The organism is Devosia polycyclovorans (assembly GCF_042181575.1).
GTDB classification, from domain to species: Bacteria; Pseudomonadota; Alphaproteobacteria; order Rhizobiales; family Devosiaceae; genus Devosia; species Devosia polycyclovorans.
This window is the reverse complement of record NZ_CP170082.1, coordinates 1,423,562-1,447,348: the sequence shown is the minus strand read 5'-3', so window position 1 is coordinate 1,447,348 and position 23,787 is coordinate 1,423,562. Positions and strand designations below refer to the sequence as shown.

Sequence of the window (23,787 nt, the reverse complement as noted above, 5' to 3'; positions counted from 1 at the left end):
AGGACTGCGACTGAACTGAAGAAATCGATCGTGGCGCGATCCCGGTGCAGCAAACGGATCAGATCGACATGCCCCTGAGCCTTTCCGACCCCAATTGGTACCCCATCGCCTCCAGCGACGACCTGCCCTTCCGCCACGTCTATCAGGGCCAGTTGCTTGGCCGCGAACTCGCTGTCTGGCGGGCCGATGATGGCAATGTGAATGTCTGGGAGAACCGCTGCCTGCATCGCGGCGTGCGCCTCTCCATCGGCATCAATGAAGGCCAGGAACTCAAATGCCAGTATCATGGCTGGCGCTATGCCAACCGCTCCGCAGGATGCACCTATATTCCGGCCCACCCCGCCGATGCCCCGGCCCGCCGCATCGAGAACCGCAAATATCCCGTGAGGGAGGCGTACGGCCTGATCTGGTCGGCCGCCAACGATGAAAAGCCTTTCGCTCCTTTTCCCGGCGCCGAAGGCCGGAGTTGGTTCGCCTTGCGGCCCATGCCGGTCAATGCGGCACCCGAGGATGTCGTCGCGGGCCTTGCCCGTCTTGCCCCCGACGATCAGCCGGCGGACCTCTTGCCGGGCATGACGGTGCGCCTCGGCGACGTGGTCTATTTCGTCCAGCCCGTCGACGCTGGACGCGCCGTGATCCGTGGCCTCTTGCCCGGAACCCCGGCCGACGAACTGGCGAGCTTGCGTCACTACAACGAGCAACTGACCCATCTGCGCGACCGGCTCGAACGCGCTGCCGCCAAGAAGCCTGTGCCAGAACCGTTGCAGCCCACCTATGAAAAGGTCTCGGCTGACCTTGCCACCATGCCCGAAATTGCCGTGCCGCGCGGCAATACGCTCAATGTGGTGGTCAAGCGCAAATGGCAGAGCGCCGACGGTGTCATCGGCTTCGAACTGGCCGACCGCGACGGCAGCCACCTGCCCACCTTCCAGCCCGGCGCCCATATCGATCTGCACCTGCCCAACGGGCTGGTCCGGCAATATTCCATCACCAATGGGCCCGGCGACCTTCTCAGTTATGTCATCGGCGTCAAGCAGGAGAGCGCTTCAAAAGGCGGCTCCAAGGTGCTGGTCGAGACCGTGCGCGAGGGCGACGTGCTGGCCATTTCCGAGCCGCGTAACAATTTCCCGCTGCGCCGCGACGCCACCCGCACCATTTTGATAGCCGGCGGTATCGGCATCACCCCCCTGCTCTCCATGGCGCGCTTTCTCGACAAGTCGAACCTGCCCTATGAGCTGCATTACTTCACCCGCACCGGGGAAAGCGTGGCGTTCAAAAGCGAACTGGACGTGCTGCATGGTGCGGTCCACATCCATACCGGCCTCGCTCGCGACGCCATCCAGGGCACCATCAATCAAGTGCTCGGGCCACACCAGTTTGCCAATCATGTCTATATCTGCGGCCCCGGCGCCATGCTCGAAATGGTGCAGCAGACCGCGTCCGGGCTCGGCTGGCCCGACGAGGCGGTGCATTTCGAATATTTCCAGAACAACAAGACGATCGACGCCTCATCCGCCTTCGACATCGAACTGGCGCGTTCAGCCATGACCCTGCATGTGCCGGCCGGCCAGACCATTCTTGAGGTGATGCGCGAAGCGGGTTTGACGGTCCCGTCCTCTTGCGAGCAGGGGGCCTGCGGCACCTGCCTGACCACCGTCATGGAAGGCGAGGTGGACCATCAGGATGTCTATCTTAACAAAAGCGAAAAGGCGTCCAACTCCTGCATGATGACGTGTGTGAGCCGTGCGAAATCGGCGCGCCTGGTGCTGGATATCTGACCCATGGCCATTACCCTTTACGACTTCGAGCTCTCCGGCAATTGCTACAAGCTGCGCCTGCTGATGAGCATTTTGGGCCTTCCTTATGACATCGTGCCAGTGGATTTCTTCCCCGGCCGCGAGCACAAGGCCGATTGGTTCCTTCGGCTCAATCCATTCGGGCAGTTACCGGTGCTCAAGGACGACGATCTGGTGCTCTCGGACTCTGGCGCTATCCTCGCCTATCTGGCAAAAGAATATGATGCCTCGGGCCTGTGGTTCCCGAACGATCCGGCCATCACTGCCGAAATCCTGCGCTGGCATGCCGTTGCCGACGACATCACATCGACAAGCTCTGCAGCGCGCCTGGCCCTGGGCTACGACTATGATTTCAACATCGAGAAATGCCAGAAGGGCGCCCATCGCATCTTTCGGCTGATGGACGAACATCTCTGGTTCGGCGAGAAATCCGGCCGCGATTGGCTCTGCTCGCCAGCCCACCCGACTACGGCCGACATTGCCTGTTTTCCCTATGTGATGCTCTCTGAGGAAGGCGGCATTTCCCGCCAGGACTATCCGGCCCTTCGCCGCTGGACCGACCGCGTTCGGCGCGTTCCCGGCTTTACGGTCATGTCTGGCATCTTTCCGGCCGGGCCGGCGAAGGTGGATTAAGTCCAAAATCCGAGGCGGTCGCCAAGGCCGCCCCTCCCCCTGTCAGGGGAGGTTGGGTGGGGGTACTCCGCCTCAACCCCTAGCCCTCCGCCGCCATTCCCGCTATTGCCTTGGTCAAACCGAGGAGAAAATCCCATGATCATCGAACCCAAGATCCGCGGCTTCATCTGCACCACCGCCCATCCCACTGGCTGCGCCACCAATGTGCAGCGCCAGATCGATCATGTTGTGATCAAGGGACCGATCCCGTCCGAGCGCAAGCGGGTCCTGGTGCTCGGCTGTTCGACCGGCTACGGCCTCGCCTCGCGCATCGTCACCACCTTTGGCTCTGGCGCCGATACGGTCGGTGTGTCCTTTGAACGCGAGCCGGGCGAAACCAAGCCCGCCTCCGCCGGCTGGTACAATAACCGGGCCTTCGAAAATCGCGCCCGCGCGGCCGGCAGCAAGGCCGTGACCATCGAGGGCGATGCCTTTTCCAATGAAGTAAAGGCCCAGACCATCGAGGCCATCAAGGAGACACTCGGCCAGGTCGATCTGATCGTCTATTCGCTGGCCTCCCCGGTCCGCACCGACCCCAAGGATGGCGTCACCTATCGCTCCGCCATCAAGCCCTATGGCAGCCAGGTCACCTCCAAGACGCTCAATACCGGCACCGGCGAAGTCTCCGAAGTTACCGTCGAGCCAGCAACCGAGGAAGAAGCCGCCGCCACCGTCAAGGTGATGGGCGGCGAGGATTGGGAACTCTGGATTGATGCCCTGTCCGAGGCGGGTGTGCTGGCCGAGGATTTTGCCTCGCTCAACTACACCTATCTCGGCAGCGAGCTGACCTGGCCGATCTACCACAAGGGCACGCTGGGCAAGGCCAAGGGCGACCTCGATCGCGCCGCCGCCGCCATCCGCGCGGCCCATGGTGACAATGCCGCCCATGTCGTGGCCCTCAAGGCCGTCGTCACCCAGGCCAGCTCAGCCATTCCGGTGGTACCGCTTTACGGTACCCTGCTCATCAAGGTCGAAGACGAAATGGGGCTGGGCGAAGGCCCGATCCACCAGATCGACCGCCTGTTCCGCGACAAGCTGCAGGGCACCATCGTGCTCGACGACGAAAACCGCATCCGCGTCGATGACTGGGAACTCTCCGACGCCATGCAGGCCGAACTGAAAAAGCGCTGGGCGGTGCTCAACACCGAAAACCTCGCCGAACTCGCCGACCTGCCCAAATACCGCGAAGAATTCATGCGTCTCTTCGGCTTTGCCGTTGGCGGCGTGGATTATTCCAAGGATGTCGACCCGCGCGTGGTGGACTGAGCGCCGCTCGCCTTTCCTTCTCCCACAGGAAAAGCAGCAGAGACATCGGTCTGCTCAGTATCCTCGGCGACCACCAGAACGGCCCCTCCCCCTGTCAGGGGGAGGTTGGGGTATCCTACTCTGACCAGTATTCGTGCTCTTCGCCCTGCCAGTCCTGCACGGTAAAGCACCCATCCGCTCCCGTGATCGACGCTGCGCCGATATCTGCCTTGCCGTAGCCGCCCGGGATATCAAGCACATAGACCGGCTGGCACAGGCCGGAAATCCGCCCGCGCAAGGCCTGCACGAGCCGCTGCCCTTCCTCGATCCCGACACGGAAATGCCCCGTACCCGGCGCCAGGTCCGGGTGATGCAGGTAATAGGGCCGGATACGGTTTTCGACAAAACCGCGCATCAGCGCCGCCAAGGTCTCGACGTCATCATTGACGCCCTTGAGCAGAACGCTCTGGCTGATCAGCGCAATCCCGCCTGCAAGCATCCGGTCGAACCCGGCTTTCGCCGCCGCCGTCAATTCGCGCGGGTGGTTGGCATGCACCGCCAGATAGGTCGTCTTGCCGCTCGCCGTCAGCGCCGCGACCATTTCATCATCAATCCGCTCGGGCTCCACCACCGGCACCCGCGTATGAAAACGGACGATTTTGACGTGCTGAATGCCCGCCAGCCGCTCCATCAGGTCCCGCAGCCGGCGGGGCGAGAGCACCAGCGGATCGCCCCCGGTCAGGATCACCTCCCAGATTTCGGGACGGTCTGCGATGTATCCGATGGCTGCGTCGAGCTGGGCAGCCGTCAGCGTCCCCAGCCCCTGCGGTCCGACCATCTCCCGCCGAAAACAGAACCGGCAATAAACGGGGCACACATGCACGGCCTTGAGCAAGACCCGGTCGGGATAGCGATGCACGATCCCTTCCACCGGCGAACGGGCAAGATCGCCGATCGGATCGGCCCGCTCCTCCGGCGTAGTGGTCAGTTCGTCGGCCGAGGGCACGAATTGCCGCGCAATCGGATCGCCGGGATCGTCCGGATCGATCAGGTCCAGCACCGCCGGCGTGATGCCGATAGCGTATCTTTCGGCGACCTCGTCAAGCGCAACATCCGGCGCAACAAGCCTGGCGGCCTTGAGGTCCGCGACGGACTTGACCGAAAGTCCCCTCATTCCGCCACCGGCGCCCAGAGCACCGCCTCGATCCTCTGCGCGCCTGTCGCTAGCATCACCAACCTGTCGAACCCCAACGCCACCCCACTGGCTTCCGGCATGAAATCGAGCGCGGCCAGAAAATCCTGGTCGATCGGATAGCGTTCCCCATAAAGGCGCTGCTTTTCCGCCATTTCGGCCTCGAACCGTACCCGCTGTTCGGCTGCGTCCGTCAATTCGCCAAAACCGTTGGCCAGTTCCACCCCGGCTGCATAGACCTCGAAACGTTCAGAGACGCGACGGTCACCCGGCACCCGCCGGGCCAGCGCTGCCTCGCAGGCCGGGTACCGATCCAGCACAGTCACGCGCCCATTGCCCAGCGCCGGTTCGACCCGATCCACCAGCACATGCGTGAACAGATAACTCCAGCGCCGATCCTCGGGCAGCGCCATGCCCACTTTAAGCATCTGCTCGGCCAGTGCCGTGTCGTCTGGAACCCCGTCCTCGTCCATGGTCGCGAGCAGGTCTATGCCCGCAAAGCGCTCGAACGCCTCGGCCACGCTGATCCGCTCCGCCTCCGAGCGCGGATCGCAAACCCGCCCACGGAATTCAAACTGGCTGATCCCCGTCACCTCTGCCGCCAGCCGGATCACCGCCAGGGTATCGGCAATAATTGTCTCATAGGGCGCGCCCGCCCGATACCATTCGAGCATGGTGAATTCGGGATGATGCAGGGCGCTGCGCTCGCGATTGCGCCAGACATGCTGCAGGCTCGCGATCCGCTTCTCCCCGGCCGCCAGCAGCTTTTTCATGGTGAATTCGGGCGAGGTGTGCAGATACATGGCCTGCCCCACCCCGTCATTACCGATCATCTCAGTGCCGAAGGCATGTAGATGCGTCTCGTTGCCCGGCGAACGCTGCAACCCCGGCGGATCAACGATCAGGAAGTCCCGTTCGGTCAGCCAGCCGCGCACTGCCGTATCGATTTTCGCCCGCGCCAATAGCGCCGGCCGCCGGTCGGCATGGCGATCGGGATGCCACCAGGGCGATGTCTCAGATGCCGTCATGCTCGGGTTTCTTGCCGTCCGGTCTGGCGAAAGCGCGCGGAATAATGTATCGGGCGCACCACATATGCATATTCCGGCGCCCGGACGGCCCTGCCTCTAGCCCGCGCCAGCGATACGAACAAGGAAGAAATATGGTCAAGGTCATCGCCTCGTCCCTGCGAAAAGGCAATGTCGTCGAACAGGACGGCAATCTGCACGTCATTCTCACCGCCGAAAACGTGCACCCCGGCAAGGGCAACTCGGTGACCAACGTCACCATGCGCCGCATTTCCGATGGCGTGAAGGTCATTGGCCGCTGGCGCACAGTGGAAATGGTCGAGAAGGCCGACGTGGATGACCGCGAATATGACTATCTATATTCGGACGGCGAAGGTCACCACTTCATGGAGCCCCAGACCTACGAGCAAATCACCGTTTCCGACGACGTGATTGGCGACCAGAAGGCCTATCTGACCGATGGCATGAAGGTGCACCTGATGACCCACGAGGGCATCGCGCTCTCGATGGAATTGCCCCAGCGCCTGACCTTCGAGATCGTCGAGACCGAGCCTGTGGTGAAGGGGCAAACTGCCTCGTCCTCCTACAAGCCCGCCGTACTCAATAACGGTCTGCGCGTCATGGTCCCGCCGCATATCGACACCGGCACCCGCATCGTCATCCTGACCGAAGACAATTCCTACGTGGAGCGTGCTAAAGACTGATCGCCGGCTGCCTTCGGCAGCAAAAACGCCCCGGTGGGGCGTTGTTAGGCGATCAGGCCCGGAGAGCTACGCTCACTGGGCCCGGACCTCCTCAAGCAAGACAAAAAACGGGCCCCTCCAGGGGCCCGTCTTCTTTTCCACGAACGCCTAAAGCTACGCGGCGGCCTTCAGGTTGACCGCCGTCTTGGCCAGCTTGGTCAGCTTCTCGTCGGTGGCTTCCTCTTCCTTGAGGGTAGCCAGGAACAGCTCGAGCGCTTCGGTATGGCCAAGCTGCTTGGCCCAGGTGGCCAGCGTGCCGTAACGGGCCATCTCATAGTGCTCGACAGCCTGCGCGGCCGAAACCAGGCCGGCATCGAGAGCTTGCGTGCCCTTGAACTCGTCCATGATGTCCTTGCCTTCCTCGATGATCCCGAGAATGGCATCGCAGGTCTTGCCGCGCGGGGCCTTGCCCAGCAGTTCGAACACTTTCTCCAGGCGCTCCACATGCACCTCGGTTTCAGCGCGATGCTGCTCGAAACTCGCCTTCAGCTCGTCGGAAGTTGCCGCCTTGGCCATCTTGGGCAGCGCCTTCAATATCTGCCGCTCGGCGTAATAGATGTCCTTGAGAGTATCGAGGAAAAGATCGTCCAATTGCTTCTCAGCCATGTTGGTCCAGCTCCAGTTCCGATTGGAAAAACGACGCTGGCTCTGCAACGGCGGCGACGAGCCGAAGTTCCGGCGCGGCCTGATCACATCTCTGGCCGACTCCTAGACGCCGAAGCGCTCGCATAACCACGCCATCTGCTGGCGATCCTGGAACGGCCCGCCACCCTCGTGATTGTTGAACTCATATTCAATGATGGACTTGTCGGTTCCGGCAAAGGCCTTGAAGGCGCCATAGACCGTGGAGGGCGGGCAGATATCATCCATCAGCGCCACCGAGAACAGCGCCGCGGCCTGGCTTTGCCGGGCGAAATTGACGCCGTCGAAATAGCGCAGCGTCTCGAACACTTTGTCCTTCTTGTCCCGGTGCTGCGCCAGAAACCGCACGATTTCGCCATAGGGGTCGCGCCCGGCCACGCGTACGGCACGCGGGAAGTCGCAAAGAAACGGCACATCCGGCATCACGGCCTTGACCCGCGCATCGATCCCCGCCACGGCCAGGGCAATGCCACCACCCTGTGAGCCGCCACAGACTGCCACCCGGTCGGGATCGACAAACTCCTGTCCGATCAGCGCGTCGAGCGCGCGGACGCCATCGGTAAACAGGCGCCGGTAGTAATAATCATCACGGTTGAGCACGCCCTTGGTCATCACCCCGGGAATCTGGCTGGTCGAGCCGACGGGATCGGGTGTCGCCCCAGTACTCCAGCCCGAACCTTGCCCCCGCGTATCCATGCGGAAATAGGCAAAGCCCGACGCGGCCCAGTGCAGCGTCTCATGCGGAAAGCCGCGCCCGCCGCCATAGCCGACATATTGTGCGAGCAGCGGAAGCCGGCCCTCGCGCTGCTTGGGCAATACCAGCCAGCCCTTGACCGGATGTCCACCAAAACCGGGGAACGTCACATCGAACACCTCGACCAGCTTGAGCGTGGTCTGGGCCGGCACCATCTCGACTACCCCGCCAGCCTGCCGCGCTTCTGTCAGCGTCGCATTCCAGAAGGCAGCGAAGTCATCGGGCAGCACCACCGCACTCTCGTAAAGGTCGAGGGCGGGGTGAACGAGATCGGGAAAAGGCATGATGGGTCCAGTACTGAGGATGGCACCGGCAATCTGCCTGCCAAGCATCAGAATTTCCAGCCCTCTCAGGGCACTACCGCCAACTATTGGGCCCTGAAAAGGCTGCGGTGGTAGCTCACTAGATCGCGCCGGGGCCAGAGCGATAAATTGTCGGGCAAGACCATGGTTCGCCCCTGCACATCCCCCGCCTCAACCGGTTCGGAGACAATTTCCGGATGCGATGTATACGCGCGATAGTCGTCACTTATCAGCAGATGACCCTTGTCGAGCAGACCGGCCACGACTTCTTCGACCACCACGGCATTGCCCGGCGTCATGGGCCCGCCATGGCTCAGGGGCTGGAACAGAAAGACCTCAAGATACCCATCCGCCAGGTCGCTCGCATAGGCCATGCCGGTTACCGCACAACGGTAGCCGTAGATCTCCAGCATCAGGCTGCGGAACGCCACCGCGTCGTCCAGCGCAAAATTACGCTGAACGCCCTCGGCAAACCCCGCGGATCGGTCTCTTTCGGCCACCGTTCTTCCCCCATCGGGAAAAACACTAGGCAAAAAAAACGGAGTGACAATGGGCTTTTCTTCCATTGTCAGGCTGTTATCGATGACAGCTCCTATCGACCCACCGTTTCGCGGTAGTCTGCAAGGACTTTGTCCGCCTCCACGCCGATACAGACAGTGTGAGACGGGCGGTTGGCCCAGTCGGGATGCCCACCCTTGCGGGTCTCCGGCATCTGTATGGTTTGACCGACAGCGACCCCATCGCGCACCACCAATATCGGGCCACGACGGGTTTCGAACCATTCCGGATGCAAGGCATAGGTCACGGCCAGCAGATCATGCCCGACCACCCCGGAAAGCCCCATGATCTCCTTGTAGAACCGGGCGTAGTGCTCGCACATCTGCGCCAGCAGGGCGCCATTCTCGCCGACCTCCTGGGACAAGGCGTCGAGATAGGCCGTATCGAGAATGATGTCGTGGGTCACATCCAGCCCGACCACCACCACCGGCCAATCCGCCGCGAAGATCTCATCGGCCGCCACTGGATCGCCATGAATATTGGCTTCCGCCGCCGGCGTAATATTGCCGCTCCGGCCCTGGTAGCCGAACGCGCCGCCCATAATGACTACCTGCTTGGCAAGCTTTGCCACTTCGGGCTCGGCCCGCAGCGCCAGCGCCAGGTTGGTCATGCGGCCGACGGCGATAATGGTCACCTCGCCCGGATGCGCCCTGAGTGCGTCAATAATGAATTGGCTGGCTTCGCCTGCCGCCAGCCCGCTTTCGTCCACGGCCGGAATATCGATTTCACCCAGGCCGTTCACGCCATGCACGATCACCGGCTCGGCCTTTTCCACCCCGTCCAGCGTCTTGGCCGCTCCCTGTACGACCGGCGCGGCAAGACCGAAACGCTCCTTGAGAAACAGCGCATTGCGCGTGGTCGTCGCCAGATCGGCATTCCCGACAACCGTCGTGATGCCCAGTAGCTCGATCTGCGGCAGTTTGCTGAGGTAAAGGAGTGCCATGGCATCATCTATGCCCGGGTCGGTATCAAAAATGACCTTCATCGTCTTCTTCGCTTTCGTGCCGGCCCTGCGCGGCCCGGCAAAGAGGGGTCAACCCCTGTTGTTCTTGTGTAGCGGCGATGCTCTAGCATGAAGCGGGTTGACTATCGATAGTTTTTGACCAAACGATCAAAAAACGAATTCCGCAGTCGGGAGGGACGACCATGCGTTTCGGCTATAAGGCCTCGGCTGAGCAGTTTGGGCCCAACGATCTGCTGGGCTTCGCCGTCCAGGCCGAGCAGGCCGGCTTTGACTCGGTCTTCGTATCCGATCATTTCCAGCCTTGGAAGCATACCGATGGGCATGCCCCCTTTGCGCCGGGCTGGATGTCTGCCGTTCTGGCCCGCACCGAGAAAATCACACTGGGCACCTCGGTGCTGACCCCGACCTTCCGCCTGCACCCCAGCGTGGTCGCCCATGCCTTTGGCACAATGGGGGCCATGTTCCCCGGCCGCGTCATTCTCGGCGTTGGCACCGGCGAAGGTCTCAACGAAGTTCCCGCCACCGGCATGGACTGGCCCGAACTCAAGGAGCGCTCGGCCCGCCTGCGCGAGGCCGTGCGCCTGATCCGCCAGCTCTGGACCGAGGATCGCGTCAGCTTCGAGGGCGAATACTACAAGACCGTCAACGCCACCATCTATGACAAGCCGGCCGAGCCGGTGCCGATCTATATTGCGGCGGGCGGCCCGCTCAACGCCAAATATGCCGGTCGCGCTGGCGATGGTTTCATCTGCACCTCGGGCAAGGGTGCCGAACTCTATGTCGACCAGCTTCTGCCCAATGTGGCTGCGGGCCGAACAGAGAGTCCGCTCAAGGACAAGCCGTTCGAACGCATGATCGAGGTCAAGGTCTCCTTTGACACCGATGCCAGCCGAGCCCTTGAGGACACCCGCAACTGGGCGGCGCTTTCGCTTTCTGCCGAGGAGAAGCACTCGGTCAAGGATGCAGAGGAAATGGAACGCCTGGCCGATGCCCTGCCGATCGAGCGTGTCGCCAAACGCTGGATCGTCTCCTCCGATCCCGATGAACATGTCGCCCAGATCAAGACCTATATTGACTACGGTTTCGACCACCTGGTCTTCCACGCACCCGGCACCGACCAAAGCCGGTTTCTCGCGCTCTATGCCAAGGAAATTCTGCCCCGTTTGCGGAAGCTGGTCGGATGACCCCGCGCTTTTCCGTCTGGGGCATTCCCGGAATTCCTGAAATCCAGCCCGGCGATGACCTCGTCGCACTGATCGCCGCCGCCATAGACACTCAGTCCGCCAGCGCGCCCGAGACCGCCCTGCAACCGGGCGACATACTCGTCGTCACCTCCAAGATTGTCTCCAAATCCGAAGGCATGCAGGTGCCCGCGTCCGAACGCGAGCAGGCCATCGCCGCTGACACGGTCCGCGTGGTGGCCGAGCGCGTGCATCCCGGTGGCACCTTTCGCATTGTCGAAACCCGCCAAGGCCTGGTCATGGCCGCCGCCGGCATCGACATGTCCAATGTGCCCGAGGGCGTCGCCCTGCGTCTCCCCACCGATCCCGATGCTTCCGCCCGCGCCCTCTGCGCCGGGTTGCGCAATCGCTTTGGCGTCGACATCGGCATCATCGTCACCGACACCATCGGCCGCGCCTGGCGCATCGGGCAGACTGATATGGCCATCGGCGCCGCCGGCGTGCAGCTGACCGACGACCTGCGTGGCGAAAACGACGCCAATGGACGCCCCCTGCATGTCACGCAGGCGGTCATCGCCGACGAGATCGCGGGGGCCGCCGATCTGGTCAAGGGCAAGACCACTGGCATACCCGTCGCCGTCGTGCGCGGTCTTGGCCGCTTTGTCACTGACCTCAATGCACCCGGGGCGCGCACCCTCGCCCGCACAGGCGATGACGACATGTTCCGCTTCGGCAGTGCCGAAGCCTATCGCCTTGGCTATGAAGCAGCCATGGCGGAAATGAACTCACACAAAAAGCAGAAGCAGGACTGACTATGCGTCACCTCGGTCGTTTTTCGTTCCTTTTCGCGCTCCTAACCCTCCCAGCCCACGCCGCCACCACCTATCCGCTGACAATCGAGAACTGCGGCCACACCGTTACCTTCGACGCTGCTCCCGAGCGTGTGGTCACCATCAAGTCCACGGCAACCGAAATGCTGCTTTCCCTGGGCCTTGGCGACCACATTGTCGGTGTCGGCTTCCAGGATGCCCCTCTGCCGCCGCACCTGGCACTGGCCGGCGCAGGCCTGCCAGTCCTCTCCGACAAATTGCCCAGTCAGGAAGTGGTGCTCGAAGTCGAACCCGACCTTATCTATGGCGGCTGGGAGAGCAATTTCGCCGCCGACGGCGCTGGTGAGCGCTCGACCCTCGCAACATTCGGCGTCGCCACCTATGTCGCTCCGGCAGCCTGTCGTTCGGTCAAGCCGGCCAAGCTGACATTCGATCACCTCTTTGACCAAATCGACGAATTGGGCGCCATTTTCGACGCAGGAGATGCGGCCGCTCGCCTCATCGCCGACCAGCAGGCGGTCCTCAATGCCACTACACCGGACCCACGCGACCTGACCGCGCTGTGGTATTCGTCCGGCACCAAGACCCCTTATGTGGGCGCTGGCAGTAACGCCCCGGCCATGATCATGGAGGCCCTTGGCCTACAGAACATCTATGCCGACATTGACGAAGGTTGGACTTCGGCCAGCTGGGAAGCCATTGTTGATGCCAATCCCGACGTCATCGTCCTGGTTGACGCCGCCTGGAACTCGGCTGATCAGAAAAAGGCTCTGCTTGCCGAAAACCCCATCACCAGCCAGCTCGATGCGGTCATCAACAAGCGCTACCTCGTCATCCCCTTCCCAGCCTCCGAAGCCGGCGTGCGAAATGTCCCGGCCACTGCCGACATGGCAGCGCAACTGGCCGGGTTGTCGTTCGGGGAATGACACGACCCAGGTCACCCCACCCTCATTCCCTCTCTATCAAGGGATGGGAGGCACAGGGCCGAGCCGATGTGCTCATCGTCTCCCTCCCCCATGCGGGAGGGACCAAGGTTGGGGGTAACAGCACCTCATGACCCGCTTCTCCTTCCTCGCTCTCTTGGCTCTCACCCTCCTCAGCGCCGTCATCGCCGTAACTGTCGGCCCCGCCGACATCACGCCCAACGAAGTCTGGTCGGTGATCCTCCACCATCTCGGCATTTCCTCTGAAAGCCCGGTCTCCCGCCTGCGCGATGCCATTGTCTGGGAATTGCGCCTGCCCCGCGTGCTGACCGCTCTTGGGGTCGGGGCCGGCCTGGCACTATCTGGCGCGATCATGCAGGCGCTCACGCGCAACCCCCTTGCCGACCCCTATTTGCTGGGCCTGTCCTCTGGCGCAGCACTAGGCGCAGTCTCGTTCCTGTTGCTGGGGCTCACTCTCCTTATGCCGCTCGGCGCCTTCTCCGGAAGTGTGGGCGCGCTGGCACTGGCCCTGCTCATCGCCCAACTGCTTGGAGGCGCCACCCCCAGCCGGGCCATCCTTGCCGGCATCAGCATCGCCGCCCTGGCCTCGGCCGCCACCTCCTTCCTGATCTTCTGGTCGGCGACAGGCGACAGCTATCGCGAAATCCTGAGCTGGCTGATGGGCTCGCTCTCTGGCTCGACATGGTCAGATGCGGGCCTGGTCTGTTTGGCGCTGGCCGCCTGTCTGCCGATCATCCTGACCAATGGGCGGGCGCTCGACGCCTTCGCCTTTGGCGACACGGCGGCAGCCAGCCTCGGGATCGATGTGCCCCGCCTGCGCTGGACCTTGCTGGGGGCGACGGCTCTGTTGACCGGCATCATGGTGGCGATTGGCGGGGCCATCGGCTTTGTTGGCCTCGTCGTGCCCCATGCCGTACGCCTGGCCGTCGGGTCGGCGCACCGCAAACTGCTGCCCCACGTCATGCTGGCCGGCGCTATCTTCATGCTCTGGACCGACACGGCCGCGCGATCCCTGTTCGATCCGCGCGAACTGCCCGTCGGCATCATCACCGCGCTGATCGGCGCACCGGTCTTCCTGGCCGTGCTGCTGCGCTACCGGAGGATCACATGAGCCTCAAGGTCTCCGGCCTGTCGGTCGAAAAATCCGGCACCACCATTCTCTCGCGCGTCAGCTTTTCCGCACCGGCCGGACGCATCACCGGTCTGATCGGTCCCAATGGGGCGGGCAAGTCTACCCTGCTAACGGCTCTTCTCGGCCTGATCCCCGCAACGGGAAAGACCGATTTCGACGGTATCGACCTCCCACAGCTCCCCCGGCGCGACCGCGCCCGCCTCATGGCATTGGTCGAGCAATCCAGCACCACCGAAGAGCGCCTCAGCGTGCGCGACGTGGTGGCGCTGGGCCGTATCCCCCACGAAGCGGCGTGGCAATCCGGGTGTGACGCAGAGGACGAAGCCATTGTCACTGGAGCACTGGCCGAAGCCGGCATGACAGGCTTTGCGACCCGGCGTTTCACCACCCTGTCCGGTGGCGAACAGCAACGCGTTCATGTGGCGCGCGCCCTGGCGCAGCAGCCGCGCTTGCTGCTGCTCGACGAACCCACCAGCCATCTCGACATCCGCGCCCAGCTTCAATTGCTCGCACTGCTGCGCCTTAAGGCCAAGGCGGGGATGACCATCCTGGTGGCGCTGCACGATCTCAATCTGGCAATGCGGTTCTGCGATCATCTGGTGGTACTTTCAGGCGGCCGGCTTGCGGCACAGGGCCGACCGGGCGATATTTTGACCCGTGCGCTGCTGCGAGAGGTCTATGGCGTCTCGGCCCGGCTGGTGCCCGACGCCGTCTCGGGCCAGGCCCTCATCATCTTCGACGAGGCCATGGCCGACGGTCCAGGGCAAATACCTGATTGACAATCGTGCCTCAGGCACTCAAAAATTTGATCGACTGGTCAAAATTCCAGTTCAATGGGAGCGCAGAGGGACACTATGGAATTCGGCATCACCTTCAAGGGCTTTATCGAGCATGAGCGCGCCCGCTATCTCGTCCGCGCGGCCGAATATGCCGGCTTCTCCTATTGCTGGTTCTACGACAGCCACATTCTCTGGCGCGATTGCTACGCGGCCATTGCCATGTGCATGGAACACACCACCGACATGCGTTTCGGCCCGTTGGTGACCAATCCCGACGTCCGCGACTGGTCCGTCGCCGCCTCCATCTTTGGCTCGCTTTCAAAGCAGTCCGGCGGGCGTTTTGATCTGGCCGTTGGCCGCGGCGACAGCTCCATGCGCGTCATGGGAAAGAAACCGGCCACTCTAAAGCGCGTGGCCGAATTCATCGACAAGACCAAGGCCATGGTTCGCGGTGAAGAAGTCACCTATGGCGAAATTCCCGCCGCCGTGAAGTTCCCTTGGGCCGTCGGCCATGAAATGCCGAGCTGGATCGCTGCCTACGGCCCGCTGGCCCTCAAAACCGCGGGCGAACATGCCGATGGCGTCGTGCTGCAGATTGCAGACCCGGGCCTCTGCAAGTGGTTTACCGACCAGTGCATCGACGCGGGCCAGTCTGTCGGCAAGGATATGTCGGGCTTCCGCTCCATGGCCGCCGCCCCCGCCTATTTCGGCGACAAGCAGCGCGCCATCGAGCATGTGAAATGGTTCCCGGCCATGGTCGGCAATCACGTGGCGGACATTGTCGAGAAATACGGCGCCGATAGCGACAAGGTGCCATCGAGCCTTACCAGCTATATCGAGAAGCGTCGTGGCTACGACTATTCCAAGCACGGCCAGGCCGACAATCCCTACCTCGATTTCATCACCGATGACGTGGTCGAAAGCTTCTGCGTACTCGGCGAGCCCGAAGACCACATCAAGAAGCTCCATGAGCTGGAGGCGGCTGGCGTCACCCAGTTCAACATCTACCTCGACAGTGGCGACGAAGAAGAAATCATCGCCAATTACGGGCGGCACGTCATTCCCGCCTTCCGCAAATAATCCCGAGGCGCGCCACAGAGCGCGCCTTTTGCTCTAGGCTGGGCCAGGCGCACAAGCGCGGCGGGGAATGACCATGTTTGACCTCAAGCTCACCAATGCCACCCTGCCCGATGGCCGCACCGGCATGGATATCGGCATCCGGCAGAGTCGCATTGCTGCACTGGAGCCCAATCTGGCCGGTGAGGCCGGACAGACCATCGATGCCGCCGGGCAGTTGGTCACCCCGCCATTCGTGGACTGCCACTTCCACATGGATGCCACGCTTTCGCTCGGGCTGCCCCGCTACAATGAAAGCGGGTTGCTGCTCGAGGGCATCCGGATCTGGGGTGAACTCAAGCCCCTGCTCACCCAGGAAGCGGTCATCCAGCGCGCCCTGAACTATTGCGATCTCGCTGTATCGCAGGGCCTGCTCGCCATCCGCACCCATGTCGATATCTGCGACGACCGCCTGTTGGGCGTCGAAGCGCTGCTCGAGGTCAGGCGACAGGTCGCCCCCTATATCGACCTTCAGCTGGTCGCCTTCCCCCAGGATGGCTACTACCGCTATCCCGGCGCAATTGACCTCCTCAATCGCGCACTCGATATGGGCGTCGACGTGGTCGGCGGCATACCGCATTTCGAACGGACCATGGCCGACGGTGCCGCCAGCGTGAAGGCCCTTTGCGAAATCGCCGCCGAGCGCGGCCTGTTGGTTGATCTCCATTGTGATGAGACCGACGACCCGCTCTCGCGCCATATCGAAACGCTGAGCTACGAGACCCAGCGCCTCGGCCTCCAGGGCCGGGTCAACGGCTCACACCTCACTTCCATGCACTCCATGGACAATTATTATGTCTCAAAACTCCTGCCGCTGATGGCGGAATCCGAGGTCAGCGCCACCGCCAACCCGCTGATCAATATCGGCATTCAGGGTCGGCACGATACCTATCCCAAGCGCCGCGGCATGACCCGAATCCCCGAAATGCTGACCTATGGCATCACCTGCGCCTTCGGCCACGACTGCGTCATGGACCCCTGGTATTCGCTTGGCCAGGCCGACATGCTCGAAGTCGCCTCCATGGGCCTGCATGTCGCACAGATGACCAGCCCCGAGGCGATGCGGAGCTGTTTTGATCTGGTCACCAGCGGCCCTGCGAAAATCATGCATCTGGATGGCTATGGCATCGAAATCGGCAGTAAGGCCGACATGGTCCTGCTTCAGGCCGCAGACCCTATTGAAGCGATCCGCCTCAAGGCCGCTCGCCTGGCCGTCATCAAATCGGGCAAGGTGATTGCGTCCGCACCGCGCCGCGAAAGCGCGCTGTCACTGCCCGGCCGCCCCAATTCCGTTGATGCCTCACACGTGGGCCCTCGCTGAAGCAGAGAAAGCCATCCCTTGCAAAGGGGAGGGTCGGACTCTCAGTCCTCTTCGACGAACACTTCGGCCCGCTTCTTGCGAAGATGAACAGTCTGGGCGTCCGGCGTTGACCCAAAGCCGAACTTGCGGCACGCAAAACGCACCAGCAAACCAATCATCAGGCCCATGATTCCCATCCTCGACACCCATCTGCACCTGATCTATCCGGATCGCTTCAGCTATCCTTGGCTAGCCGGCGCCCACACGCTCAACCGGCCTTGGACACTCGAGAGTTACCTTTCCGAGGCGGGCCCCCTCGGCATCGAGGCGGCTCTTCACATGGAGGTCGATGTTGACGAAAAGGACATCGAAGCTGAATCGCGTTTCGTTGTCGGTCTGGACGGCATAGTCGGCGCCATCGCCGCCTGCCGACCGGAAAATCCCGACTTCGCCCGTCAACTGGATGTCCTGGCTGCGCTGCCAGGAGTGCGGGGGCTGCGTCGCATTCTGCACCAGGCGCCCGACACGTTGAGCCAGACACCGCATTTTGCCGAAAGCATCCGGCGCCTGGCCGCGCATGACTTCAGCTTCGACCTCTGCGTCCGCCACGATCAACTGCCCATCGGCCAGTCGCTGGTCGACCGCTGCCCCGATGTCACTTTCGTGCTCGACCATTGCGGCGCCCAGGATATCACCGTGGGCAATTTTTCGCCCTGGCGCGAGCACATGGCCGAAATCGCCAGACGCCCCAATCTCAATGCCAAGGTCTCCGGCATCATCGCCTATGCAGGCAAGGATTGGACGCTGGACGCTATCCGCCCCTACGTCGAACACATCATCGAATGCTTCGGCTGGGACCGTGTCGTGTGGGGGTCGGACCACCCTGTGGTCACCCTGGGCGGTTCGCTGACCGACTGGGTCACGGCCACGCGCGAGATCATCGGCGGAGCCAGCGAGGACGAGCAGACAAAACTCCTCAACGCCAATGCACGGCGGATTTATCGGCTCTAGAGCGTTCCACCCCCCCCCCCGAGGATCGAAATGGGACCCGGCAAAAACCTTGAGCAATTTCAGCGTTTCAACGACATGGTGAAATTGCTCTAGGCCCGCCGGTGCGGGATGCAGATCGGCCGGTTGTGTATCGGATCGATGATGATCTCAGCGGTGACGTTGAACACCTCCTCGATCAGGTCTGAGCGCATCATCACCTCGGGCGCCCCGCGCTCCCGCACCTTGCCGCCTGACACAAAGACCAGTTGATCGGCATAGCGCGCGGCAAGGTTGAGATCGTGCAGCACCAGAACAATCGTGCGGCCCTGTTCCTTGTTGAGCCGGGTCACCAGCTCCAGGCAATCGAGCTGGTGAGCCATGTCGAGGTGATTGACCGGTTCATCGAGACAGATCACGTCTGTTTCCTGGGCCAGCACCATGGCAATCCAGGCCCGCTGCAATTGCCCGCCTGAGAGCGACCCGATACGGCGATGACGCATGTCAGCGACGCCGGTACCTGCCATGGCAGCGGCTACCGCCGCTTCGTCGCCAGCACCCCAGGGTTGCATCATCGCCTGATGCGGATAGCGGCCCAACCGCACGAGCTCTTCTACCGTCATATCCTGTGGCGCGCTCGGGCTTTGTGCCAGAAGGCCGATCCGGCGCCCCAGCGCCTTGCCGTTGAGCCTGGCGATGTCCTCTGCATCGAGCAGCACCTGCCCCGATTGCGGCGTATGCAGCCGGCGGATGGCGCGCAGCAGAGTGGACTTGCCGCAGCCGTTGGGCCCCGCCAATACGGTAATCTGACCGCTGGGGATTGGCAGGCTGAGCGCATCGAGTACCACTTCGGGTCCATAGCTCAGGCGCAGTGCCTTGACCTCGATGCGGCTGGCCACCTGGTCATCCATTGCTATTGTCCTTGCGCATGAGCAGATAGAGAAAATACGGCGCCCCGATAATGGCCGTCACCGTGCCGGCCGGAACCTCCAATGGCGCAAAGGCCACCCGGATCAACAGGTCCGCGCCAACGAGAATGATCGCCCCGAGCAGGATCGAAACGACAATCCCTGGAACGCGCCCGCGCCCGACCAGCAGGCGCGCGATATGCGGCGCGATCAGACCGACAAAGCCTACACCGCCGGCAAAGGCCACCGCACCGGCCGTCAGCAGGGCCGCCAAGAGGAAAATGAAGATGCGGTAGACCGGCAGATCAAGGCCAATGCTGCGCGCGGAAACGTCGTCCAGATCGGCCGGCGGCAGATTGCGCGCGGCAATCCCCGCCACGATCCCGACCGGCACCAGGACCGCAAACATGATCTGAACTTCACCCCAGTTGATAGTATTGACGGACCCGGCCAGCCAGCGCGCCGCTTGCGCCGCCTGATAGATCGGCCCGATCAGCATGAAGATGGTGGTGAGCGCCTTGGCCAGCGCCGCAATGGCAATGCCAAACAGGATCAGGCGGATGGTCGACGAGGCCTGTTGCCCCGAGAGCAGGAACACCAGCCCGATCGCTGTGATTGCTCCCAGGGCCGCCGCCAAAGGCTGCCAGGCTACCGGCACGGTGAGCGCATTGGATTCATTGGAAAAGATAGCGAGGAACAACACCACGCCCAGCGCCGCGCCATCGACCACGCCCAGAACCCCGGGCGAAGCCAGCTCATTGCGCGTGATTCGCTGCAGGAGGTAGCCTGCATAGGCAATCGCCCCCCCGGCGATCGCCGCTGCCAGCACCCGCGGCAGGCGCAATTGCAGCACCACCAGCCTGTCAGTCCGTTCACCCCCACCCAGCAGGACGCTCAATACCGTGTCGGGCGAGATCCAGGTCGAGCCAAAGCCAACACCGCCAAGGAACAGCAGGACGAAAACGGCGGCAACAACGACGACAGCCAGCCCGGCTGGCCCCGGTAAGCTCCACGCGCGCGCAAGCGCTTGTTCACTCATGCCAGCCTCCGCCTCAAGAGCCAAAGCAGGGTACCAGCCCCGACCACCGCGGTAATCGCACCCACCGGCGCTTCGACCGGATAGATCACGAAACGCGCTGCGACATCGGCCAGCGTCGTATAGACCGCGCCCACCAATGCGGCGGCGGCCAGCTGATGGCGATGGCGCAGCCCCACAAGACTCCGGGCAGCGTGGGGCACCACCAGCCCCACAAACGCCACCGGCCCGGCCATGGAGACCGCCGCACCGGTCAACAGCGACACCGCGGCAAAGGTCATTCCCCGCACCGCCACCAATGGCACGCCCAGACTGGCCGCCGTCGCATCATCGGCCTGCAGCGCATCGAGCGCCGAATTGCGGCCGAACGCCAGCGCCGCGCCGGCCAGAACCACCGGCAATCCATTGAAGAACAGGCTGATCGGCCGGTCGACAAAGGCGCCCGAGAGCCAGAACAGCAATTGCTGCAGCTGTGCTTCATTGCTGGTCAGCACGATCTCGACCACGGCATGGGCAAGCCCGGCGAAAGTGACGCCCACCAGAACGATCTTGAGCGGTGACAGCCCGCCTGCCCCGGCGGCCACCCCAAACACGACGACACTGGTCACCAGCGCGCCAAATGCCGCCGCCAGCGACAGGCTGACCAGCGAGCCAACGCCAAAAACCACTGTCGCCAGCACCACCGCCACCGAAGCCCCGGCATTGAGGCCCAGCGTATCGGGCGAAGCGATGCGATTGCGCGAAAGCGTCTGCACCATGACCCCCGCCATTCCCAGGGCGGCCCCGGCGAGGGGCGCAATCAGCGCACGTGGCAGCCGCAGGCCCGCAATTACCGTGGCCGTTTCCGAGCCATCATTGGCAAACAGCGCCAACCAGACCTGATCCAACCCATAGAGCCTGTAGCCCATTGTAAGGCTGGCGAGCATGGCGAATGCCAGCGCAAGCCCCAGAGCGCCATAGACCGGCCAGCGGGATCGGCCCGCTCTGATTGAACCACCTATGCTTTCGACCAGGATGGTCACGGCATTTCCTTATCCTGATATTGACAGTCAGATTAAATTCTGATGGATGAAGCCATCCAATTTAAGAGTGGCATTGTCAAGTTTTGGAGAACGAATAATGCAGCGTTATCAGATGCTCATGGCGGCAGCCTTGCTCGCCGGCACCGTGTCCGCCCCTGCCCTTGCCGGCGACATCACCCACGCCATGGGTGTCACCAATGTGCCGGACAATCCGCAGCGCATTGTTGTGCTCACCAATGAAGGCACCGAAGCCCTGCTGGCTGTTGGCGTTACGCCGGTCGGCGCCGCCAAATCCTGGCTGGGCGACCCGTGGTACGACCACATCGCCGATCAGATGGCCGACGTCACCAATGTCGGCGAAGAATCCGCGGTCAATCTCGAGTTGCTCGTGGCTCTCGAGCCAGACCTGATCCTGGCCAACAAGGCGCGCCACGAAGCCATCTACGAACAGCTTTCGGCCATTGCCCCGACAGTTGTCTCCGAGCGCCTGCGCGGCGACTGGAAGATCAACATGGCGCTCTACACCGACGCCATCGGCAAAGGCGAAGAAGGCCAGGCGGCCCTCGATGCCTATGATGCCCGCATCGCCGCGATCTCCGCGGCACTGGGCGATAGCCTCGACGAAGAGATCTCCATCGCCCGGTTCATGGGCGGCCAGACCCGCATCTATTTCAAGGACAGCTTTTCCGGCCTGACGCTGGAGCAGATTGGCTTTGCCCGTCCGGCCACTCAGGACAAGCCCGAATTTGCCGAGCAGATCACCAAGGAACGCATCCCCGAATTCGAGGGCGACCGGCTGTTCTACTTCACCTACGAAACCGGCAATGGCGAAGGCAATACGCAGGCCGAAGACTGGTTGAACGATCCGCTTTGGCAAAACCTTGCCGTGGTGCAGGCCGGCAGGGTGCACGAAGTCTCCGACGCTGTGTGGAACACCGCCGGCGGCTATATCGCAGCCAATCTGCTGCTCGACGACATCGAAGCAGTCTACGGGCTCGCTTCGACCCGCTAGGAAGCCTTGGAGGGTCGTCGCATGAGCCGGCTTGAAGCACTCGACATCCAGGCTGGCTAATCTGACACCACAATTCTCGAATCGGTGACCTGGCCATTCCCGATGGCCAGGTCACCATCCTCGTCGGACCCAATGGTTGCGGAAAATCTACGCTCTCCGCCATTTCCCGCCGCGATTTCGAAGCGTTCGCCGACTGATCCAACACAGGTCCCGGTCGTCCGGGCCCTATTCGATCATGATGTGGCGGATCTGGGTGTAGTCGATCAACGACTGCATCGACAGATCCGAGCCATAGCCCGAATTTTTCATGCCGCCATGCGGCATCTCGGTGGCCATCACGCCATGGGTATTGACCCAGGTCACGCCATATTCGAGCGCATTGGCGATCGCCATGGCCTGGCTGCCGTTCCGCGACCAGACCGATGAGCCCAGCCCATATTCGGAGGCATTGGCCCAATCCACCGCCTGCTGGTCGTCGTCGAACGGCGTGATACTAAGCACCGGCCCGAACACTTCCTTCTGCACGATCTCCGCTTCGATCGGCGCGGCCACCAGCGTGGGCGAAAAGAAATAGCCATCGGCATCGGGCGCCGCGCCCTGCATCACCTCAAGGCCTTCGCTGCGCGCGCGCGACACAAAGCCATCCACCCGCTCCAGCTGCCGCGCGCTGATCACCGGCCCGAATTCGACATCGTCCCGTTCGGGCCGCCCATAAACCAGCGACCCGATCATGCTTTCGAGCCTGTCGGTCAAGTCCTGCGCCACATCGCGGTGCGCAAGAATGCGGCAGGCCGCCGTGCAGTCCTGCCCGGCATTGTAGAAGCTCGCCTCGCGCAAGGTCTCGACAAGCTTGTCCAGATCGGCATCCGCACACACGATCACCGGCGCCTTGCCACCCAGTTCGAGATGGGTCCGCTTGATCGTATTGCCCGCCGCCGCCTGCAACACGGCGCGGCCGGTCCGCACATCGCCGGTCAGCGATATCATCCGCACCAGATCGTGCGAGATCAGTCGGTTGCCAACTTCCGGCCCATTGCCGCACACCACATTGACGACGCCAGGCGGCAGCACTTCGGCAAAGATCTCGCTCAGCTTGATGAGGCTCAGCGGCGTCATTTCCGAGGGCTTGATGACCACGGCATTACCCGCAGCGATGGCCGGCGCGATCTTCCAGGCCGCCATCAGCAGCGGATAATTCCATGGCGCGATCTGGGCGATCACACCAATCGGGTCGCGCCGCACCAGGCTCGTGCGTGTCGCCGACCGGTAATTGCCCGCAGCCGGCGCCGGCATATTGCGCACCGCCGTGCCGTAGAAGCGGAACACATCGGCCACATTGGCCAGTTCACCGCTCTTAACGAAGCGCAGTGGTTTGCCGGCATTGCGCGACTCAACCGCTGCCAGCGCGTCGACCTGGCGCTCGATGCCATCGGCAATGGCCAAGAGGGCTGCGCTGCGCTCGCGCGGCGTGGTCTTTGCCCAGGCCCGGTATGCGGCGTCCGCGGCCTGGACGGCCTCGTCGATCTGCGCGTCGCTGGCTGAAGCGACCTCGGCCAACGGCTGGCCCAGTGCGGGCTCGAAGGCGACTTCTGCCTTGCCCTGCCCATCCACGAACCTGCCATTGATGAACAGCCGTGTATCCATTTC

At 62.7% G+C, this 23,787-nt stretch carries 25 protein-coding genes; 14 read left to right on the top strand and 11 right to left on the bottom strand.

The annotated features are described in order from the left end of the window. The first annotated feature begins 68 nt into the window (after positions 1 to 68). From ACE4RL_RS07305 to fabV, 3 genes are all read left to right on the top strand, one after another. Entirely contained in the window at positions 69 to 1,778 is a 1,710-nt protein-coding gene (locus tag ACE4RL_RS07305) for a Rieske 2Fe-2S domain-containing protein (protein WP_375599841.1), read from the top strand. Positions 1,779 to 1,781: 3 nt separating this feature from the next. Then, positions 1,782 to 2,429 (top strand): glutathione S-transferase family protein, encoded by a 648-nt coding sequence (locus ACE4RL_RS07300; protein WP_375599840.1) that lies wholly within the window; start codon positions 1,782 to 1,784, stop codon positions 2,427 to 2,429. Between the two features lie 135 nt (positions 2,430 to 2,564). Further along, the gene (fabV, locus tag ACE4RL_RS07295) at positions 2,565 to 3,734 is read left to right on the top strand and encodes an enoyl-ACP reductase FabV (protein ID WP_375599839.1); all 1,170 of its coding nucleotides are present in this window, start codon (positions 2,565 to 2,567) and stop codon (positions 3,732 to 3,734) included. A 115-nt stretch (positions 3,735 to 3,849) separates the two neighbouring features. Here fabV and ACE4RL_RS07290 read toward each other — a convergent pair whose 3' ends face one another. Both ACE4RL_RS07290 and epmA read right to left on the bottom strand, forming a co-directional pair. Continuing rightward, the gene (locus ACE4RL_RS07290; protein WP_375599838.1) at positions 3,850 to 4,887 is read right to left on the bottom strand and encodes a lysine-2,3-aminomutase-like protein; all 1,038 of its coding nucleotides are present in this window, start codon (positions 4,885 to 4,887) and stop codon (positions 3,850 to 3,852) included. Next, on the bottom strand, positions 4,884 to 5,933 hold the full coding sequence (gene epmA / locus ACE4RL_RS07285) for an EF-P lysine aminoacylase EpmA (protein ID WP_375599837.1): 1,050 nt from the start codon (positions 5,931 to 5,933) through the stop codon (positions 4,884 to 4,886). The genes ACE4RL_RS07290 and epmA overlap by 4 nt, the downstream gene beginning before the upstream one ends. Positions 5,934 to 6,064: 131 nt before the next feature. Here epmA and efp point away from each other — a divergent pair, with 131 nt between their 5' ends. After that, positions 6,065 to 6,634, top strand: a complete 570-nt coding sequence (gene efp / locus ACE4RL_RS07280) for an elongation factor P (protein WP_375599836.1) — start codon at positions 6,065 to 6,067, stop codon at positions 6,632 to 6,634. 153 nt (positions 6,635 to 6,787) lie between these two features. Here efp and ACE4RL_RS07275 read toward each other — a convergent pair whose 3' ends face one another. The 4 genes from ACE4RL_RS07275 to ACE4RL_RS07260 form a co-directional block, all read right to left on the bottom strand. Beyond that, complete coding sequence (locus ACE4RL_RS07275; protein WP_375599835.1) at positions 6,788 to 7,279, bottom strand: ferritin-like domain-containing protein; 492 nt, start codon at positions 7,277 to 7,279, stop codon at positions 6,788 to 6,790. A 102-nt stretch (positions 7,280 to 7,381) separates the two neighbouring features. Further along, complete coding sequence (locus ACE4RL_RS07270) at positions 7,382 to 8,401, bottom strand: acetylxylan esterase (RefSeq protein WP_375599834.1); 1,020 nt, start codon at positions 8,399 to 8,401, stop codon at positions 7,382 to 7,384. Positions 8,402 to 8,436: 35 nt separating this feature from the next. Continuing rightward, positions 8,437 to 8,871, bottom strand: a complete 435-nt coding sequence (locus ACE4RL_RS07265; RefSeq protein ID WP_375599833.1) for a hypothetical protein — start codon at positions 8,869 to 8,871, stop codon at positions 8,437 to 8,439. A 92-nt stretch (positions 8,872 to 8,963) separates the two neighbouring features. After that, the gene (locus tag ACE4RL_RS07260; RefSeq protein ID WP_375599832.1) at positions 8,964 to 9,914 is read right to left on the bottom strand and encodes a nucleoside hydrolase; all 951 of its coding nucleotides are present in this window, start codon (positions 9,912 to 9,914) and stop codon (positions 8,964 to 8,966) included. A gap of 161 nt (positions 9,915 to 10,075) precedes the next feature. Between ACE4RL_RS07260 and fgd the strand changes: the two genes are divergently transcribed. The 7 genes from fgd (at position 10,076) to ACE4RL_RS07225 (ending at position 17,196) form a co-directional block, all read left to right on the top strand. After that, positions 10,076 to 11,077 carry a glucose-6-phosphate dehydrogenase (coenzyme-F420) gene (fgd, locus tag ACE4RL_RS07255; RefSeq protein WP_375599831.1) on the top strand — a complete coding sequence of 334 codons (1,002 nt, stop codon included), beginning with the start codon at positions 10,076 to 10,078 and terminating at the stop codon, positions 11,075 to 11,077. Beyond that, positions 11,074 to 11,886, top strand: coding sequence for a coenzyme F420-0:L-glutamate ligase (gene cofE, locus ACE4RL_RS07250; protein ID WP_375599830.1), 813 nt, complete (start codon positions 11,074 to 11,076; stop codon positions 11,884 to 11,886). Before fgd ends, cofE begins: the two co-directional genes overlap by 4 nt. A gap of 2 nt (positions 11,887 to 11,888) precedes the next feature. Further along, positions 11,889 to 12,830 (top strand): putative F420-0 ABC transporter substrate-binding protein, encoded by a 942-nt coding sequence (locus tag ACE4RL_RS07245; protein ID WP_375599829.1) that lies wholly within the window; start codon positions 11,889 to 11,891, stop codon positions 12,828 to 12,830. A 127-nt stretch (positions 12,831 to 12,957) separates the two neighbouring features. Then, the gene (locus tag ACE4RL_RS07240; protein ID WP_375599828.1) at positions 12,958 to 13,959 is read left to right on the top strand and encodes a putative F420-0 ABC transporter permease subunit; all 1,002 of its coding nucleotides are present in this window, start codon (positions 12,958 to 12,960) and stop codon (positions 13,957 to 13,959) included. Next, complete coding sequence (locus ACE4RL_RS07235; RefSeq protein WP_375599827.1) at positions 13,956 to 14,759, top strand: ABC transporter ATP-binding protein; 804 nt, start codon at positions 13,956 to 13,958, stop codon at positions 14,757 to 14,759. The genes ACE4RL_RS07240 and ACE4RL_RS07235 overlap by 4 nt, the downstream gene beginning before the upstream one ends. Positions 14,760 to 14,834: 75 nt before the next feature. Beyond that, the gene (locus ACE4RL_RS07230) at positions 14,835 to 15,839 is read left to right on the top strand and encodes a TIGR03842 family LLM class F420-dependent oxidoreductase (RefSeq protein ID WP_375599826.1); all 1,005 of its coding nucleotides are present in this window, start codon (positions 14,835 to 14,837) and stop codon (positions 15,837 to 15,839) included. Positions 15,840 to 15,912: 73 nt separating this feature from the next. Beyond that, positions 15,913 to 17,196, top strand: coding sequence for an amidohydrolase family protein (locus ACE4RL_RS07225; RefSeq protein WP_375599825.1), 1,284 nt, complete (start codon positions 15,913 to 15,915; stop codon positions 17,194 to 17,196). 41 nt (positions 17,197 to 17,237) lie between these two features. On the opposite strand, the gene ACE4RL_RS07220 is transcribed toward ACE4RL_RS07225, so the two are convergent. Continuing rightward, positions 17,238 to 17,363, bottom strand: a complete 126-nt coding sequence (locus tag ACE4RL_RS07220) for a hypothetical protein (protein ID WP_375599824.1) — start codon at positions 17,361 to 17,363, stop codon at positions 17,238 to 17,240. Here ACE4RL_RS07220 and ACE4RL_RS07215 point away from each other — a divergent pair. Further along, positions 17,362 to 18,186 (top strand): amidohydrolase family protein, encoded by an 825-nt coding sequence (locus ACE4RL_RS07215; protein WP_375599823.1) that lies wholly within the window; start codon positions 17,362 to 17,364, stop codon positions 18,184 to 18,186. The two genes, ACE4RL_RS07220 and ACE4RL_RS07215, sit on opposite strands and share 2 nt — an antisense overlap. 89 nt (positions 18,187 to 18,275) lie before the next feature. On the opposite strand, the gene ACE4RL_RS07210 is transcribed toward ACE4RL_RS07215, so the two are convergent. Genes ACE4RL_RS07210 through ACE4RL_RS07200 form a run of 3 tightly spaced genes read right to left on the bottom strand, consistent with a single transcriptional unit; the run spans position 18,276 to position 21,128 of the window. Beyond that, the gene (locus ACE4RL_RS07210) at positions 18,276 to 19,073 is read right to left on the bottom strand and encodes an ABC transporter ATP-binding protein (RefSeq protein ID WP_375599822.1); all 798 of its coding nucleotides are present in this window, start codon (positions 19,071 to 19,073) and stop codon (positions 18,276 to 18,278) included. Continuing rightward, a complete protein-coding gene (locus tag ACE4RL_RS07205) occupies positions 19,066 to 20,109 on the bottom strand; it encodes a FecCD family ABC transporter permease (protein WP_375599821.1) in 1,044 nt (347 codons plus the stop codon). The genes ACE4RL_RS07210 and ACE4RL_RS07205 overlap by 8 nt, the downstream gene beginning before the upstream one ends. After that, entirely contained in the window at positions 20,106 to 21,128 is a 1,023-nt protein-coding gene (locus tag ACE4RL_RS07200; protein ID WP_375599820.1) for a FecCD family ABC transporter permease, read from the bottom strand. The genes ACE4RL_RS07205 and ACE4RL_RS07200 overlap by 4 nt, the downstream gene beginning before the upstream one ends. A 97-nt stretch (positions 21,129 to 21,225) precedes the next feature. On the opposite strand from ACE4RL_RS07200, the gene ACE4RL_RS07195 reads away from it, so the two are divergent. After that, entirely contained in the window at positions 21,226 to 22,140 is a 915-nt protein-coding gene (locus tag ACE4RL_RS07195) for an ABC transporter substrate-binding protein (RefSeq protein ID WP_375599819.1), read from the top strand. Positions 22,141 to 22,220: 80 nt separating this feature from the next. Then, the gene (locus tag ACE4RL_RS07190) at positions 22,221 to 22,337 is read left to right on the top strand and encodes an ATP-binding cassette domain-containing protein (protein ID WP_375600250.1); all 117 of its coding nucleotides are present in this window, start codon (positions 22,221 to 22,223) and stop codon (positions 22,335 to 22,337) included. Positions 22,338 to 22,365: 28 nt separating this feature from the next. Here the strand turns inward: ACE4RL_RS07190 and ACE4RL_RS07185 are convergent, their stop codons facing one another. Continuing rightward, positions 22,366 to 23,784 carry an aminobutyraldehyde dehydrogenase gene (locus tag ACE4RL_RS07185; RefSeq protein WP_375600249.1) on the bottom strand — a complete coding sequence of 473 codons (1,419 nt, stop codon included), beginning with the start codon at positions 23,782 to 23,784 and terminating at the stop codon, positions 22,366 to 22,368. Positions 23,785 to 23,787: the final 3 nt, after the last annotated feature.